The organism is Luteibacter sp. UNCMF366Tsu5.1, from assembly GCF_900119235.1.
GTDB classification, from domain to species: Bacteria; Pseudomonadota; Gammaproteobacteria; order Xanthomonadales; family Rhodanobacteraceae; genus Luteibacter; species Luteibacter flocculans.
Genome location: NZ_FPIS01000002.1, coordinates 213,180 through 228,716, shown reverse-complemented (window position 1 = coordinate 228,716; position 15,537 = coordinate 213,180). Strand labels below are relative to the sequence as shown.

Genomic DNA, 15,537 nt, shown 5'->3' with positions numbered 1-15,537 from the left:
ATAGGTGTCAGTGAACCCGCGTGCGACGCCGCCAGAAGTAGTACACCGGTACACCGAGCGCGATGATCACCAGGCTCATGCCCGCATCGCCGGGCGCGGCATACGCTGTGGCGGCGATCACGCAGAGCACGGTCGTGGTGAAGATCATCGGCAGCCATGGATAGCCAGGCACCAGGTACGGCGACGGCTCGCTCTTCAACTTCTTGCGATACCAGAAGATCGTGGCGATGCCAAAGGCATGCGACAACCACTCGCCTACCGTCGTGTAATTGAGCAGCGCGTTGAAGCTGCCCGACAGAATCAGCACGATCGCCCAGCCGCCGAGCGCTACCAGCGCCATCTGCGGCGCACCCGTGCGGGGCTCGATACGCGCGATGGGCCGGAAGAACATGCCGTCCGCGCTCATCACCTGCAGCACGCGCGCACCGCCGGCAATGGCGATGCTGCAATACCCGAAAGTGGAACACGCGATGCCTATCGCGATGATGGTGGCACCGGATTCGCCAAACACGTGACGCATGAGGTCGGCAGCGGGTGCGGTGCTCGCGGCGAGACCGGCATGACCAAGCCCCGCCATATAGGCGACGTTGACCAACACGTAGCAGACCACCACGCTCGCCATGCCGAGACCGAGCGCACGCGGCAGCGTTCGCTGCGGGTCGCGCACTTCGCCTGCGAGGTCGTTGAGGTAATGAAAGCCGCCGTAGGCGAACAACGCCGGAAGCAGCGCGCCGACGACGGTGCCGACCGGCAGGTCATGCGTCGGATCGGCAGCGAAGGCGAGGCCGAGATGGCCTTGGGCGAGGAACAACCCCACCACGATCAGCAGCGCCACGGCACCCAGCTTCAGCACCGTGAACGTGTTCTGCACCCAGGCGCCCGCACGGATGCCGAACAGGTTCACGGCGACGATGAAGCTGATCGCGCCGACGGCGAGCGGTTTCACCCAGTCGTGCGAAAGTCCCAGGGCGCGGCAGGCGTAGTCGGCGAAGGTGGTGGCGACCGCGGCGACGCTGCCCGGATAGTTGATGAGCGCCATCGTCCAGCCGAACAGGAACGCGGGAAGCTGACCGAACGCCTCGCGCAGATAGACGTAGGTACCGCCAGCCTGAGGGCGTCGCGCACCAAGCTCCGCGTAACAGAGCACGCCGGCCAATGTAAGCAGGCCGCCGAGCGTCCACAGCACGATGACTTCGGTGCCGGAACGCGTGAGCTGAGCGACGGTGGCCGGCGTACGGAAGATACCCGCGCCGATGACGCCACCGATGACGATCATCGCGGCATCCCAGATGCCGAGGCGACGGAGGTAATGAGCTGGCTGAGGTGCTGGCATCCGCCGACGATGCCATAAGCCGCGACCCAGGGCGAGCCGCCACGCCGGCTAGACCCATCGTGCCCCGCTGTGGGAGCCGCCATGGCGGCGAGGTAAATCTTGCCGCACCGGGGCTAGTCTGCCTCGCCGCCATGGCGGCTCCCACACTCGAGCTCGGAACCCCGCCTCTAAAGCCACACCGCATTCCAATAGGGATAATCACCGATCCGTTCGACGAGTCCGGCGCGGAGCGGATTGGCGATCAGGTACCTGGCGGCTGCCTTGATGTCATCCTCGCGGCGCAGTGCCCTGTCGTGGAACGTGCGCTGCCAGACTGGCGATTCACGCTCTGAGGCGCGCTTGATGACGCGGGATACGGCCGCTTTGTATCGGCCGACCACTCGGTGCAGGTCTTCGTCGCCCAGTTTGATAAGGCCATGCCAATGGTCCGGCATCAGCACCCATGCAAGACACGTGGCATGTGGCCAAGTGCTCGACCGGTGACAGATACGCGATGCGACGCGCGCGTGATGGACGTTGCGAAAAAGCGGCGTCCGATTCCAGGTGACCGCGGTAACGAAGTAGACGCGTCCTGGCTCGGAAACGCGCCCGGCACGCAAGCGATGGGAGTTTTCTGTGAGGGCCATCCCGCGAGGATGAGCCGGGGGACCCGCGAACGCTGCCAGTCATCAGGCAGCGATCGTGTAGGTGGGAGCAAGCGCCATCTTGCACAGCACTGTAGGAGCCACTACAGCGGCGAGGGAACGTTACCTCACCACTTCATCGCGCTGTTGGCTTCTCGCCGCCATGGCGGCTCCCACACGGGCGCGGGGAATGTGGCTTCTCAAACCATGCGAAGCCGCGAACGCTGCCTAACATCCGCAGCGTTCGCGTCAGCGGCTTACTTCTTCTTCGGGATGTACAAGTCGGTGATCGTGCCTTCGTACACCTCGGCCGCCATGCCGACGGATTCGCCGAGTGTGGGGTGCGGGTGGACGGTGCGGCCGATGTCACCGGCTTCCGCGCCCATCTCGATCGCAAGCGCAAGCTCGGAGATCAGATCGCCCGCGTGCGGACCGACGATGCCCGCACCGACGATGCGATGGGTTTCCTCGTCGAACAGCAGCTTGGTGAAGCCCTCGGTGCGGTCGATGCCGATCGCGCGGCCCGAAGCCGCCCACGGGAATTTGCCCACGCCGATCTTCAAGCCCTTCTCTTTCGCCTCACGCTCGGTGACACCGACCCATGCGATTTCCGGATCGGTATAGGCCACCGACGGAATCACGCGCGCATCGAAGAAGCTCTTCTCGCCCGCTGCGGCTTCCGCCGCAACCTTGGCCTCGTGCGTGGCCTTGTGCGCCAGCATCGGCTGGCCCACGAGATCGCCGATGGCGAAGATGTGCTTCACATTGGTGCGCATCTGGCGGTCGACCGGGATGAAGCCACGCTCCGTGACTTCCACGCCTGCCTTGTCCGCGCCGATCTTGTTGCCGTTGGGCGAGCGGCCCACCGACACGAGCACGCGGTCGAACACCGTGGTCTCGGGGATGCTCTCACCCTCGAAAGTGACTTCGATGCCCTTCTTGCTCGCCTTGGCTTCGACCACCTTCGTCTTCAGGTGGATGCCCTTGTAACGCTTGGCGATGCGGCCCTGCAGGGGCTTGATGAGGTCGGCATCGGCACCCGGGATGAGCTGATCGGCGAGTTCCACCACCGTGACCTCGGAACCGAGGCCGGCGTACACCGTGGCCATTTCAAGACCGATGATGCCACCGCCGACGACGAGCATTTTCTTCGGCACGTCCGGCAGTTCGAGCGCGCCGGTGGAGTCGATGACGCGCTCGTCGTCCCACGGGAACGATGGCAGCTTCACCGACTGCGAACCGGCCGCGATGATGGCGTTCTGGAAGCGGATCAGCTTCGTGCCTTCGGCCGTCTGGACTTCCATTTCGTGCGGCGAGACGAAGGTGCCCACGCCGGTGACGGTACGCACCTTGCGCGCCTTCGCCATCTGCGCGAGACCGCCGGTCAGTTTGCCGACCACGGCTTCCTTGAAGGAACGCAGCTTGTCGATGTCGATCTTCGGCTTGCCGAAGGCGATGCCGTGCGCTTCCATCGCCGCCGCTTCATCGATGACCGCCGCGGCGTGCAGCAGGGCCTTGGACGGGATGCAGCCCACGTTGAGGCAGACGCCGCCGAGCGTGGCGTAGCGTTCGACCAGCACCGTGTCGAGGCCGATGTCGGCGCCGCGGAAAGCCGCCGTGTAACCACCCGGGCCTGAGCCGAGCACCACGAGCTGGCATTCGATGTCGGCCTTGCGGCCCGAATCACCTGCCGCCTGCGGTGCGGCGGGTGACGGCGCGGACGCCGCCGGCTTCGGCGGAGGCGGTGCCGGGGAGGGAATCGGCGGGGTCGGCGCGTCCTTCGTCGCGCTCTGGCCTACCGACTTCGCGGCGACCGGCTGCGCGGCGTCGCCGTCGGCTTCGATCAGCGCGATGACGCTGCCGTCGTTGACCTCGTCGCCCACCTTGACCTTGAGTTCGACGATGGTACCGGCCTGCGACGCGGGCACATCCATCGTGGCCTTGTCGGATTCCAGCGTGATGAGGCTCTGGTCCTTGGCAACGGTATCGCCGACCTTCACCAGGATCTCGATGACCGGCACGTCGTGCGAGCCGCCGAGATCGGGAACCTTCAATTCGATCGTGTTAGCCATGCGCGTGTCCTCGTCGTCAGAGCAACAGGCGACGGATGTCGCCGAGCTGGGTGGCGAGGTACACGGCGAAGCGCGCGGCCAGGGCGCCGTCGATCACGCGGTGGTCGTACGAAAGCGACAGCGGCAGCATCAGGCGCGGCGCGAACTCCTTGCCGTTCCAGACCGGCTTCATCGCGGCCTTCGACACGCCAAGGATCGCCACTTCCGGCGCATTGATGATCGGCGTGAACGCCGTACCGCCGATGCCGCCGAGCGAGGAGATCGAGAAGCAGCCGCCTTGCATGTCGGCCGCGGTGAGCTTCTTCTCGCGCGCCTTCTTCGAGATCTCGCCCAGTTCGGCGGCGAGTTCGAGCAGGCCCTTCTTGTCCGCATCGCGGATCACCGGCACCACCAGGCCATCTGGCGTGTCCACGGCGATGCCGATGTGGAAGTACTTCTTGAGCGTGAGCATTTCGCCCGACGCATCGAGCGACGCGTTGAAGGTGGGAAATTTCTTCAGCGCCGCGACCACCGCCTTGATCTGGAATACCAGCGGGGTGATCTTGAGATCCTTGTTTTCCTCACCGAGCTTCTTGCGGAAGGCTTCCAGTTCGGTGATGTCGGCGTCTTCGAACTGCGTGACATGCGGGATCATCGCCCAGTTGCGCGAGAGGTTGGCCGCCGAGATCTTCGGAATGCGGCCAAGCGGCTTTTCTTCCACTTCGCCGAACTTCGAGAAATCGACCTTCGGCCACGGCAGCAGGCTGAGCCCGTTACCGGCAGCAACCGTGCCACCCGCCGATGCCGGCGCCACGCCCGAGGTCATCACCTGCTTCACGTACGCGGAGACGTCTTCGCGCTGGATGCGACCACCGCGGCCGCTACCCTTCACCTGCGCCACGTCCACGCCGAGTTCGCGCGCGAAGGCGCGCACGGCGGGGCTGGCGTACGGGGCATTGGCCGGCATGATCACGCTGGCGTCGAAAGCGACCGGCGGGGTGCGCGGTGCGCCGCCTGCGGGCACATCGGCGTTCGGTGCGGAAGCCGACGCGGCGGCCCGCTGCGGGGCAACGGCCGGAGCTTCTGACACGCCCGGCTTGTCGATGGAGGGCGCGGGCTGCGCGTCATCCGACGCGGCTGCACCGCCCTCGCCTTCCAGGATGGCGATGAGATCGTCGTCGTTGACCTCGTCGCCAACTTTGACCTTCAGCTCCTTGATGACACCCGCGGCGGGCGCCGGAATGTCCATGGTGGCCTTGTCGGATTCCAGCGTCATCAGGCTCTGGTCCTTCTCGACCCGATCGCCCACCTTGACCATGATCTCGATGATCGGCACCGGCTTGCCGCCGATGTCGGGTACCTTCACGTCGACGGGGCCGGAGGCCTTCGACGCGGACGGCGCCTTGGCGGCGGCCGGCGCAGGCGCCGCAGCGGCCTTGGGCGCCTCGGGCTTGGCTTCGGCCTTCGGGGCTTCGGCCTTCGGAGCCTCGGCGGGTGCGCTACCTTCGGCCTCGACCAACGCGATGACCGCACCTTCGTCGACTTCGTCGCCGACCTTGACCTTCAGCTCCTTGATGACGCCAGCGAACGGGGCCGGCACTTCCATCGTGGCCTTGTCCGATTCGAGCGTCACCAGGCTCTGGTCCTTTTCGACGCGATCGCCGACCTTGACCATGATTTCGATGACGGGGACCGCTTTGCCACCGATATCGGGGACGCGGGCTTCTTTGACGTCGGCCATGGAACCTCCTAGAAAAACAGGCGCTTGCGGGGAGACGGACCCGCTGGCGGGGGAAGATGGGCGCCGTGCTGCGGCGCAACCGGTCGATTGTAATCCCTCAGAGCCGCGCCGGGACTCGTTTTCCTCGATTCAAACGGTCGTTGGGGCGGATGGCCGCTATCGCGGGATCGCCAGCAGGCTGGCTCCCACCGGGGCTGGCTCCCACCGGGGCTGGGGCTGGGGCTGGGGCTGGGGCTGGGGCTGGGGCTGGGGCTGGGCTGGGCTGGGCTGGGCTGGGCTGGGCTGGGGCTGGGGTTATCGCCATCGCCAGCAGGTTCCCAGCACCGCTGCGGTGGGCAGGTGGGAGCCAGCCTGCTGGCGATGCGGCGGCGAGAACGCCGCGATCAGTTCGGCGGCTGTACCGGATGCCGCTCCGCATCGGGCGCCGCCCCCACCACGCGAATCTCGCTCTGCGGATAGGGGATGGTGATGCCGTTGGCGTCGAACCCTTCCTTGATGCCGCGCAGCAGCGTCGTCTGCGTTTCCCATAGATCGGCGACCACGGTCCACCCACGGATGACCAGGTTGACGCTCGAATCGCCCAGGCTCTCCGTCCAGACGCCCGGGGCTGGGTCCTTGAGCACGCGCGGATCGGCCGCGAACAGGTCGCGGACCACCTGCATCGCTTTGCCGATGTCGTCGCCGTAGCCGATGCCCACCTTCAGCTCGAACCTGCGCTTGCCGCGCACGTTGTAGTTGATGATCGCATCGCCACCGACCTTGGCATTGGGCACCACGGCCTGGCGGTTGTCGGGCGTGATGAGATAGGTGTGCATGAGGTTGATGCTTTCGACCGTGCCGTCCACGCCACCGACCGTCACGAAGTCACCCACGCGGAACGGACGGAACAGGATCAGCAGCACGCCCCAGGCCAGATTCGACAGCGAGCTGTTGAGCGCGAGACCGATGGCCAGGCCGGCCGCGCCGATCGCCGCAATGAACGATGCGGTGGGGATGCCGACGGTGCCGAGCACCTGGATGAAGAGCAGCGCCAGCAACACGCCGTAGATCACGTTGCGCAGGAACAGCGCGAGCGTGACGTCCACCCTGGCGCGCTCCAGCGCGCGACGTCCGACGTTGGCCAAGCGCGCGGCAATCCAGAAGCCCACCGCCAACAGGAGGATCGCGAGCCCGATGCGAACCGCATAGGCAAGAATCAGTTCGCGCATCGCGTGGTCGATGTGCAGGCGGTCGAGGAAATCGATCATGTGTCCTGGCCTCGTGCAAAAAAAGAGCGCGTCGAGGCTAGCAGCATTGATGTGCCGACGTGGTGAGAACCACGCCCGCCGCCATGTTCGGCAGGAGCCGCTATAGCGGCGAGGCCACTACCGAATGTGGGAGCCGCCATGGCGGCGAGAAGCCTACGAAGCGGTTTAGCCGCGCCATGGGCCAGACTCCCCCCCGTCATGGCGGTACCTACCGGGTGTACGCACACTGCTGACAGAAAAAAGGCGCCTTGCGGCGCCCATTTTCTTACGGCGTGGTACCGGCTGCTGGCTTGGCAGGGACCTGCGCCGTCTGCGGAGCGTCGATCTTGCGACCGCCGTACGGCAGCACTTCCGCCGCGAGCTTCGGATCGGCCTTGATCATCGCCACTTCGTCGCCAACGATGTGGGCGGCTTCGTCGAGCGGGGTGTCCTTGGCCTTCTTGGCCTCGGCTTCCTGCTTGATCTCCGACTTGATGCTGCGCTCGTTGGCGTTGAGGCCGTCGTCCGTCGAGTTGGCATCGTCGCCGAGATCCGTCGCACTGCCATCGCCGCCGAAGATGGCCTTGCGGCGGGCGCGGAAGTCCGCCTGCATGGCGTCGTACTGCTTGCGCTCGGCCTGACGTGCGGCGAAGTTCAGCGAGATGTCGGTCTTGTCGCGCAGCTTCTGGTACTGCGCGAGCTCGTCGAGCATGAGCTTCCATGCGGGCGAGTTGGCGACGCGTGCCTGATGCTTCTGATTGAGCGGCCCGATGATCGGCTTCAGGTCGGCGACCGGCTTGTAGTCGGCCGGATCGATGTGCCGCCACGGAAGCGCGTTGTCGTAGGTGGACTCGCCGAACTCCTTCGCGTCGCCGTTCTGCGGGAACTGCACGTCGGGCGTGACGCCACGCAGCTGCGTGCTGTCGCCGTTGATGCGGATGAACTCGGCGATGGTCATCTTGAGTTCGCCGTACTTCGCGTCCTCGCCCGTGGTGGCCTTGCCGAACCGATCGAGGTCGACGAGGTTCTGCACGGTGCCCTTCCCGAAGGTCGGCTCGCCGATGATGATGCCGCGGCCGTAGTCCTGGATGGCGGCGGCGAAGATCTCCGATGCCGATGCCGAACCGCGATTGACCAGCACCGCCATCGGGCCGTCCCACGCCATGCCCGGCGCGTCGTCGCCCTGGGCGTCGACCTGACCGCGGGCATCGCGCACCTGCACGACCGGGCCGGTGTCGATGAACAAGCCGGTGAGTTCGGTGGCCTCGTTGAGCGAACCGCCGCCGTTATTGCGCAGGTCCATGATCACGCCTTCGACCTTCTGCGCCTTCAACTCGGTCAGCAGCTTGGAGACGTCGCGCGTGGCGCTCTTGAAGTTGGCGTCGCCGTTACGGCGGGCACCGAAGTCCTGATAGAACGTGGGCAGTTCGATCACGCCGATCTTGCGCGTGACGTCGCCGTCCTTCACGTCGATGACCTTCGACTTAGCGGCCTGCTCTTCCATCGTGACCTTCTTGCGAACCAGGGTCACGATTTCGTGCTTGCCGTCCACGCCGGCATCGGCGGGAAGAATCTCGATGCGGACGGTGGTGTCCTTCTTGCCGCGGATCAGCTTGACGACGTCGTCCTGGCGCCAGCCCACCACGTCCACCATGGGGCCGGTCTCGCCCTGGCCGATGGCGACGATGCGATCGCCCGGCTTCATCTTGCCGGACTTGATGGCCGGGCCGCCGGGCACGAGTTCACGGATGGTGGTGTAGTCGTCGCGTGCCTGCAGCACGGCGCCGATGCCTTCCAGCGACAGACGCATGGCGATGTCGAACGCGTCCGCGGCGCGGGGGCCGAGGTAGTCGGTGTGCGGATCGGTCGAGTTGGCGTACGCGGTCATGAACGCCTGCGTCGCATCCTCGTCGTCCAACTGGCGCACGCGGCTGATGTAGGTGGCGTAACGCTTGTCGAGCGTCTTGCGAATGTCGTCGTCGCTCTTGCCCGCCAGCTTCAGGCGCAGCCAGTCGTTCATCGTGCGCTTGCGCCACACGTCATCCAGCTCGGCCTGGTTCTTCGGTGCCGGAGCCTTCTTGCGGTCGAAGTTGAAGCTTTCCTTGCCACTGAAATCGAAGCCCTGCTTGAGCAGGCTGCGCGCGTAGTTCATGCGATCGACGGCGCGCGTGACGTACAGATTGAACACCGAGAACGGCGCCGAGAGATCCTGGTTCCAGATCGCGTCGTCGAACTGCGTCTTCATCGGCTCGAACTTCGCGAGGTCTTCCTGCGTAAAGAAGACTTTCTCGCTGTCGAGGGACTCGATGTAGGCCTTGTAGATCTTGGCCGACATGGCGTCGTCGAGCGGCTGGGCCTGGTAGTGGAAGCGCGTGAGGAAGCGCGCGGACAACTGCGCCGCCTGGGCTTCGGCCTGCGTCGGCTTCAACGGCAGGCTGGACTCCTTGCGCTGCGGCTCCGGCGACGTGGCCGCTTCCGACGCGTCCTTGGGCTGCGGCGCCGCCGTGTTCGCCGGTGCGGCCTTGTCGGGCTGCTGCTGCGGCGATGCGACGGCCTGGGCCTGGGCGCCCGCGGCCGAAAGGGCCAGCAGGAGAGCGAACGCGGGGCGAAGAGTCATGTAGTCGGGGCCTCGGTATGTTGGGCGTGTTATTCGACGACGCCGGCGGCGTGCGCCATCAGGTCGGCATGGTAGGAGGATCGCACCAGCGGACCGGAAGCGACGTGGGAGAAACCCATGTCCTCACCGGCGACGCGCAGCGCCTCGAATTCGTCCGGCGTCCAGTAGCGGACCACCGGATGATGGTGCGCCGTGGGCTGCAGGTACTGGCCGATGGTGATCATGTCGACGTCATGGGCGCGTAGATCCCGCATGGTCTCCAGCACCTGCTCCATGGTCTCGCCCAGGCCGAGCATGATGCCCGACTTGGTCGGCACGCTCGGGTGCTGCGCCTTGAACCGCTTGAGCAGATCGAGCGACCACTGATAGTCGGCACCCGGACGCACTTCGCGGTAGAGGTGCGGCACGGTTTCGAGGTTGTGGTTGAAGACGTCCGGCGGGAAGTCCTTCAGCACCTCGAGCGCGCGCTCCATGCGGCCCTTGCCGCGGAAGTCCGGCGTGAGGATCTCGATGCGGATGTCCGGGCTGGCATGGCGGACCGCGCGAATGCACGACGCGAAATGCTCGGCGCCGCCATCGCGCAGATCGTCGCGGTCGACCGAGGTGATCACCACGTACTTGAGGCGCATGTCGCGGATGGTCTCGGCCAGGCGTGCCGGCTCGAGCGGGTCCGGCGCCAGCGGGCGGCCGTGGGCCACGTCGCAGAACGAGCAGCGACGGGTGCAGACCTCGCCGAGGATCATGAAGGTGGCGGTGCCCTTGGAGAAGCACTCGTGGATGTTCGGGCAGGAGGCTTCCTCGCACACCGTGACCAGCGAGTTCTCGCGCAGCCGAGCCTTCAACTGCTGCACCGCATTGCCCTGCGGCAGGCGCACGCGAATCCAGCCGGGCTTGCGCAGCGCGGGCTGCGTGGTGTCGAAGCTCGCGCGGTTAAGCCCGATCTTGTCGTTGCCGAGCATTTTTTCACCGGGTCGATCGACGACGGCGATAGGGATGCTGCGGGAGGGGGAAGCGGGAGTCTGGCTCATGTCGGCTACTGCCTCAGACCGCAAGGCGGGCGGGGAGTTCGGGAAGGATGGGATCGGCTGACACGGCGTGGAAGCCAAACTGCTTGCAGAATTCCTGTACCAGGACGTCTTCCACGTCCGCCAACCCCGACGGACCGCCCAAGTCTAGCACCTGGGTGACCTCCAAACCCTTGTAGCCGCAGGGATTGATGCGGTGATAGGGCTCGAGATCCATGTTTACGTTGAAGGCCAGGCCGTGGAAGCTGCAACCGCGGCGGATGCGCAGGCCGAGCGCCGCGACCTTGGCGCCAGCGACATACACGCCTGGCGCACCTTCGCGCCGCTCGGCGCCGATGTTCCACTCACCGAGCGTGTCGATGATGGCCTGCTCGATGCGATTCACCAGCTCGCGCACACCCACGCCGACGCGGCGCAGGTCGATCATGGGGTAGGCCACGATCTGACCAGGGCCGTGATAGGTGACCTGGCCGCCCCGGTCCACCCGCACGACCGGGATGTCGCCCGCGAACAGCACGTGCTCTTCGAGCCCCGCCTGCCCCAGCGTGAACACCGGATCGTGCTCCAGCAGCCACAGCTCGTCGACGGTGTCGTCGGTGCGGTTGTCCGTGAAGGCGCTCATGGCCTTCCAGGTGGATTCGTAGGGGACGCGCCCCAGCCGGCGAACGTTCAGGGGGAGGGTCATGGGACGAGGGTCGTGGGGGATGTCGGGGAATTGTGGGCGACGGGCAAGGGATACAAGCATGTCCCGAGCACCCATCGCCAGCAGGCTGGCTCCCACCACCTGCCCCTACGTCGGCGGATGGTGGGAACCAGCCCGCTGGCATACGAGTTCCCGAGGAACCGGGTGGAAGCCAGCCTGCTGGCGATACCAGTTCCCGAGGACTCAGGTGGGAGCCAGCCTGCTGGCGATGCCAGTTCCCGAGGACTCAGGTGGGAGCCAGCCTGCTGGCGATACGGGTTCGCGAAAGGCTACATCGTGAAGCGGATGTTCGCGTCCGCACGCAGCGTGCTGTGCGCTTCGAGGTACTTCTCGCGCGTCTGCGCGATGAAGCTCACCGTGACCGACTGGTAATTACCCGCCGGCGTCAGCTTCGTGGAGAGCGTCTCGTGCAGCACTTCCAGCCCGATACGGTGCAGCAGCACCGGCACGTGCTTGTCCAAGCCAGCGTTGGCATTGCCGATCGCCGTGATCTCGAACTCCCCCGGGAACTGGAAGCCCTTGCCATCCTTCTGTGCTTCGCTGAAGTCGATCTCGCGCATGGTCGCGCCTCCTTACTTCTTGTCGCCGTCGCTGTGGAACCACAGCATGATCGTGTCCCACAGGCGCGAGAAGAAGCCGCCTTCAGGCGCATCGGCCAGCGCCACGAGTGGCGCCGTGAGCACCGGCTGGCCATCGAGCGTGACGCGCAGCGTGCCGACCTGCTGGCCCTTCTTGAACGGGGCAATCAGGGTGGCGGGGATATCGAGGTTGGCCTTGAGCTTGTCGTAGTCGCCGCGCTTGACCGAGACGAGCGCGTCTTCGGTGAGGCCGAGCGCGATGGTGTTCTCGGCGCCCTTCCACAGCTTCGGCGTAGCGAGCGGCTTGTTGGCCTCGTACAACTTGTGCGATTCGTAGAAGCGGAAGCCATAGTTGAGCAGCGCCAGCGCCGCGTCAGCGCGACCCTTCTCGCTGCTCGCACCCATCACGATGGCGATCATGCGCGCGTCGCCCTGCTTCGCCGAAGCGGCGAGGCAGTAGCCGGCGGCGGCGGTGTGACCGGTCTTGATGCCGTCCACGGTGTTGTCGCGCCACAGCAGCAGATTGCGGTTGTGCTGCTTGATGCCGTTCCACTCGAACTCCTTCACGGCCGAGATCGCGTAGTCCTCGGGGAAGTCGTGGATCAGGGCGCGGGAAAGCACCGCGATGTCACGGGCGGTCGTGTAGTGATTGGCAACGGGGTAGCCCGACGCGTTCTGGAAGTTGGAGTGGGTCATGCCCAACTGCTTCGCGTACGCGTTCATCAGGTTCGCGAAGGCCGGCTCGGAACCCGCCGTGTGCTCGGCAAGCGCGATGGCCGCGTCGTTGCCGGACTGGATGATCATGCCGTAGAGCAGATCCTTCAGCGGCACCTGGCTGTTGAGCTTGAGAAAGCTGGTCGAGCCGTCGGTGCCGGCGCCACCGCCGCGCCAGGCGTTTTCGCTGATGGTGACCGGGTCGGTCATGTGGATCTTGCCGTTGCCGATCTCGGCGGAGACGACGTAGTCGGTCATCACCTTCGTGATCGAGGCCGGCTCGAGCTGGAGGTCGGGGTCCTTCGAGGCGATGATCTGCCCGGTGTTGTAGTCCATGAGCACCCAGCTCTTGCCTTCCACGTCCGGCGGCGGCGGCACCGGCGCCTCGGGCACGACCGGGCGAGGCACCACGGAGGGACGGGGCATGGGCTGCTGCGCCATGGTCACACCCGCGACGAGCGCAGCGGCGGCGAAGGCGAACAGGGAACGGGGCAAGAGCTTCATCGTTTCGGCGGTCCAGTCAAAGCAGGAAAAAAAAGAAGGTCAGTCTACCGCGACCTGCGGCCTGGGCAGGCCCATGCCGGCGATCTGGTCGGTGACTCGGTCGGCGGTGTCCACGTCGGCCAGCGGGCCCACCCGCACCCGTCGCACGCTGCGACCGCCGATGGCGGTCTCGACGACACTGACAGGCCCGAGGCCTGCGCGGTTCAATTGATCGGCCACGCGGTTGGCGTTGGCGACGTCTGAGAACGCGCCCACCTGGAGATAGATGCTGGGTTTGCCGGGCACGGGCGGCGTGATGCTGGCCGCCGGGACCGTGGAGGTGCTACCCGGTGGCGGCGGCAGGGCCTGAGCCGGCGAGACATGAGTCATGCCGGCCACGCTGCCGTCGCCGTATCCCTCGGTTTCCTTGGCAACCGGCATGGCGGCCGCGGCAGCCGCGGGGGTAGCTACCGTGCGGGGTGAGGGTGGCTGCGGTGCAGGGGTCGCCGCCGCTTTGCCGCTCTGTAGGCTTCTCGCCGCCATGGCGGCTCCCACGGGGCTACCCACAGGGGGCTGCGGGGTAGGGCCAACTGGCGCTTCACTGCTTCGTGGGCTTTTCGCCGCTATAGCGGCTCCCACAGGGAGCGCGCTGTCGGTGGGATCGATGGCGCGCACTTCCACCAGTCCGGTGCCCTTGGGCCAGACGCCGATCTTCACGGCGGCCGCGAAGGACAGGTCGATGATCCGGTTCTCGTGGAACGGGCCGCGGTCGTTGATGCGGACGATGACGCTCTTGCCGTTCTCGAGGTTGGTAACGCGCGCGTAGCTCGGCAGCGGCAAGGTCTTGTGCGCTGCCGAGAACTGGTACATGTCGTATTCCTCGAGGCTCGAGGTCTTGTAGCCGTGGAACTTGTTGCCATAGAACGACGCGATGCCGCGTTCCACGTAGCCGCGCGGGCTGGGCAGCACGGTATAGGTCTGCCCGAGTACCGAATAAGGCGACTTGTTGCCGTACAGCGCGCGCGGCTCGACCTTCGGCACGGGTTCGGGCAGCTTGCTTACGTCGGGAATGGCGGTCGGCACGCTGTCGGAGCTGCTGCGATAGCGGCTGGACTGCGAGCGACGGATGTCGTCGTAGCTGCGCGACGACGAGGGCGACGAGCCACCGCCACGAGACGAGGGCCGGCTGTTCTTGCCGCCGCCGCATGCAGTGAGCAAGGCCAGCACGAACACCACCAGGACGATGCGACACATCGAGCGGGCGTGCCGGGGCGTCGTGGCGCCCTGCTTCATCGCGCCTCCGGCCCGCCGACCCTCGCCCGGATTGCCTGAGCCAACTGATCGACGGCCATGGCGTACATCGGGCTGCGGTTATAGGTGGTGATCACGTAGAAGTTCTGGAACACGAACCAGTATTCGTCGCCGTTGGGGCCATCCAAGCGGACGAGCTGCGCGTCGCGCCCTGGGTTCACGTGCTGCAACGGCGCAAAGCCATTGGCGACGAAGGATTCTATCGGGGCCACGGGACGCCAGTCCTTTGGCACCTCGGGCGGCACGGCACGACCGTCGGGCTGGGCCCGGATGGCGATCGGACCGCCGGCCTCCCAGCCGTGCTGCGCGAAATAGTTGGCCACGCTGGCGAAGATGTCGCCCATGGAGCCCTTCATGTCGATGCGCCCGTCGCGGTCGTAGTCGACACCCCAGTCACGGATCGACGAGGGCATGAACTGGCCCCAGCCCTGCGCGCCCGCGTACGAACCGGTCAACGTATCGAGCGAACCGCCCAGGTGATTCGGCGGCAGTTCCAGCAGCACCTTGAGCTGTTCGCGGAAGAACGGCGCGCGCTTCGGGTAGTAGAACGCCAGCGTGGTCAGCGCATCGAGCACTTTCCACTTGCCCGTATTGCGCCCGTAGAAGGTCTCCACGCCCACGATCGCCACGATGTATTCGGGCGGCACGCCATAGCGCTTGCCGATGCCGTCGAGCAGCGCGCGATGTTCGCGATAGAAGTCGGCGCCGGCAGCGATCCGCTGTTCGGTGAGAAAGATCGGACGGTAGTCGCGCCAGGGTTTGCCCTCGGCCGGCCGGCTGATCGCGTCGAGGATCGCCTGCTGCTTCTTTGCGCCATCCAGCAGCGCATTCAAGGAGGCGCGGCTCTTGCCCGTGTCCTTCGCCACCTCGCGCACCAGTTGGTCCTGACCCGGATGGGTCTCGGCGAACGCCGTCGCGGAAAGCAGGGGGAAGACGATCATCGCGCCGGCGAGGCGCGGAAGGAGGCGTGCGGGTCGTGCGCGTCGCGCGGCGAGAACTTCATCCATGCGCCGAAGCGTAACACGCAGTTACGGCACACCTGGGGCCCTCTTCGGGCAACGTTCAGGCCGTGGAAGCCATCCGTTCGATGCGTAGGCCGAGGACGTCGCTCGCAACGAGGCTCGCACGACGC

Annotated in this window: 12 protein-coding genes; all 12 read right to left on the bottom strand. The window is 66.1% G+C overall.

What is annotated here, in order from left to right:
* Positions 1-7 precede the first annotated feature (7 nt).
* Positions 8-1,333: an APC family permease gene (locus tag BT115_RS10280; RefSeq protein ID WP_072322524.1), complete on the bottom strand. Its 1,326-nt coding sequence runs from the start codon at positions 1,331-1,333 to the stop codon at positions 8-10.
* Between the two features lie 167 nt (positions 1,334-1,500).
* The gene (locus BT115_RS10275; RefSeq protein WP_072322523.1) at positions 1,501-1,959 is read right to left on the bottom strand and encodes an REP-associated tyrosine transposase; all 459 of its coding nucleotides are present in this window, start codon (positions 1,957-1,959) and stop codon (positions 1,501-1,503) included.
* Between the two features lie 254 nt (positions 1,960-2,213).
* Positions 2,214-4,028, bottom strand: coding sequence for a dihydrolipoyl dehydrogenase (gene lpdA, locus BT115_RS10270; protein WP_072322522.1), 1,815 nt, complete (start codon positions 4,026-4,028; stop codon positions 2,214-2,216).
* Positions 4,029-4,044: 16 nt separating this feature from the next.
* Complete coding sequence (aceF, locus tag BT115_RS10265) at positions 4,045-5,748, bottom strand: dihydrolipoyllysine-residue acetyltransferase (protein WP_072322521.1); 1,704 nt, start codon at positions 5,746-5,748, stop codon at positions 4,045-4,047.
* 383 nt (positions 5,749-6,131) lie between these two features.
* Positions 6,132-6,995: a mechanosensitive ion channel family protein gene (locus tag BT115_RS10260; RefSeq protein WP_083527407.1), complete on the bottom strand. Its 864-nt coding sequence runs from the start codon at positions 6,993-6,995 to the stop codon at positions 6,132-6,134.
* A gap of 265 nt (positions 6,996-7,260) precedes the next feature.
* On the bottom strand, positions 7,261-9,591 hold the full coding sequence (locus BT115_RS10255) for a carboxy terminal-processing peptidase (protein WP_072322520.1): 2,331 nt from the start codon (positions 9,589-9,591) through the stop codon (positions 7,261-7,263).
* Positions 9,592-9,620: 29 nt separating this feature from the next.
* On the bottom strand, positions 9,621-10,619 hold the full coding sequence (gene lipA, locus BT115_RS10250; protein WP_072322519.1) for a lipoyl synthase: 999 nt from the start codon (positions 10,617-10,619) through the stop codon (positions 9,621-9,623).
* 13 nt (positions 10,620-10,632) lie between these two features.
* Positions 10,633-11,301 (bottom strand): lipoyl(octanoyl) transferase LipB, encoded by a 669-nt coding sequence (lipB, locus tag BT115_RS10245; protein ID WP_072322518.1) that lies wholly within the window; start codon positions 11,299-11,301, stop codon positions 10,633-10,635.
* Between the two features lie 287 nt (positions 11,302-11,588).
* The gene (locus tag BT115_RS10240) at positions 11,589-11,879 is read right to left on the bottom strand and encodes a DUF493 family protein (protein ID WP_072322517.1); all 291 of its coding nucleotides are present in this window, start codon (positions 11,877-11,879) and stop codon (positions 11,589-11,591) included.
* 12 nt (positions 11,880-11,891) lie between these two features.
* Positions 11,892-13,115 (bottom strand): D-alanyl-D-alanine carboxypeptidase family protein, encoded by a 1,224-nt coding sequence (locus BT115_RS10235; RefSeq protein ID WP_072322516.1) that lies wholly within the window; start codon positions 13,113-13,115, stop codon positions 11,892-11,894.
* A 39-nt stretch (positions 13,116-13,154) separates the two neighbouring features.
* Entirely contained in the window at positions 13,155-14,387 is a 1,233-nt protein-coding gene (locus BT115_RS18930; protein WP_255369403.1) for a septal ring lytic transglycosylase RlpA family protein, read from the bottom strand.
* The gene (gene mltB, locus BT115_RS10225; RefSeq protein WP_072323153.1) at positions 14,384-15,346 is read right to left on the bottom strand and encodes a lytic murein transglycosylase B; all 963 of its coding nucleotides are present in this window, start codon (positions 15,344-15,346) and stop codon (positions 14,384-14,386) included. The genes BT115_RS18930 and mltB overlap by 4 nt, the downstream gene beginning before the upstream one ends.
* Between the last annotated feature and the right edge of the window lie 191 nt (positions 15,347-15,537).

Coding starts and splice junctions, on each gene's coding strand:
- BT115_RS10280 (WP_072322524.1), bottom strand. CDS start 1,333: ATGCCAGCACCTCAGCCAGCTCATTACCTCCGTCGCCTCGGCATCTGG.
- BT115_RS10275 (WP_072322523.1), bottom strand. CDS start 1,959: ATGGCCCTCACAGAAAACTCCCATCGCTTGCGTGCCGGGCGCGTTTCC.
- lpdA (WP_072322522.1), bottom strand. CDS start 4,028: ATGGCTAACACGATCGAATTGAAGGTTCCCGATCTCGGCGGCTCGCAC.
- aceF (WP_072322521.1), bottom strand. CDS start 5,748: ATGGCCGACGTCAAAGAAGCCCGCGTCCCCGATATCGGTGGCAAAGCG.
- BT115_RS10260 (WP_083527407.1), bottom strand. CDS start 6,995: ATGATCGATTTCCTCGACCGCCTGCACATCGACCACGCGATGCGCGAA.
- BT115_RS10255 (WP_072322520.1), bottom strand. CDS start 9,591: ATGACTCTTCGCCCCGCGTTCGCTCTCCTGCTGGCCCTTTCGGCCGCG.
- lipA (WP_072322519.1), bottom strand. CDS start 10,619: ATGAGCCAGACTCCCGCTTCCCCCTCCCGCAGCATCCCTATCGCCGTC.
- lipB (WP_072322518.1), bottom strand. CDS start 11,301: ATGACCCTCCCCCTGAACGTTCGCCGGCTGGGGCGCGTCCCCTACGAA.
- BT115_RS10240 (WP_072322517.1), bottom strand. CDS start 11,879: ATGCGCGAGATCGACTTCAGCGAAGCACAGAAGGATGGCAAGGGCTTC.
- BT115_RS10235 (WP_072322516.1), bottom strand. CDS start 13,115: ATGAAGCTCTTGCCCCGTTCCCTGTTCGCCTTCGCCGCCGCTGCGCTC.
- BT115_RS18930 (WP_255369403.1), bottom strand. CDS start 14,387: ATGAAGCAGGGCGCCACGACGCCCCGGCACGCCCGCTCGATGTGTCGC.
- mltB (WP_072323153.1), bottom strand. CDS start 15,346: ATGATCGTCTTCCCCCTGCTTTCCGCGACGGCGTTCGCCGAGACCCAT.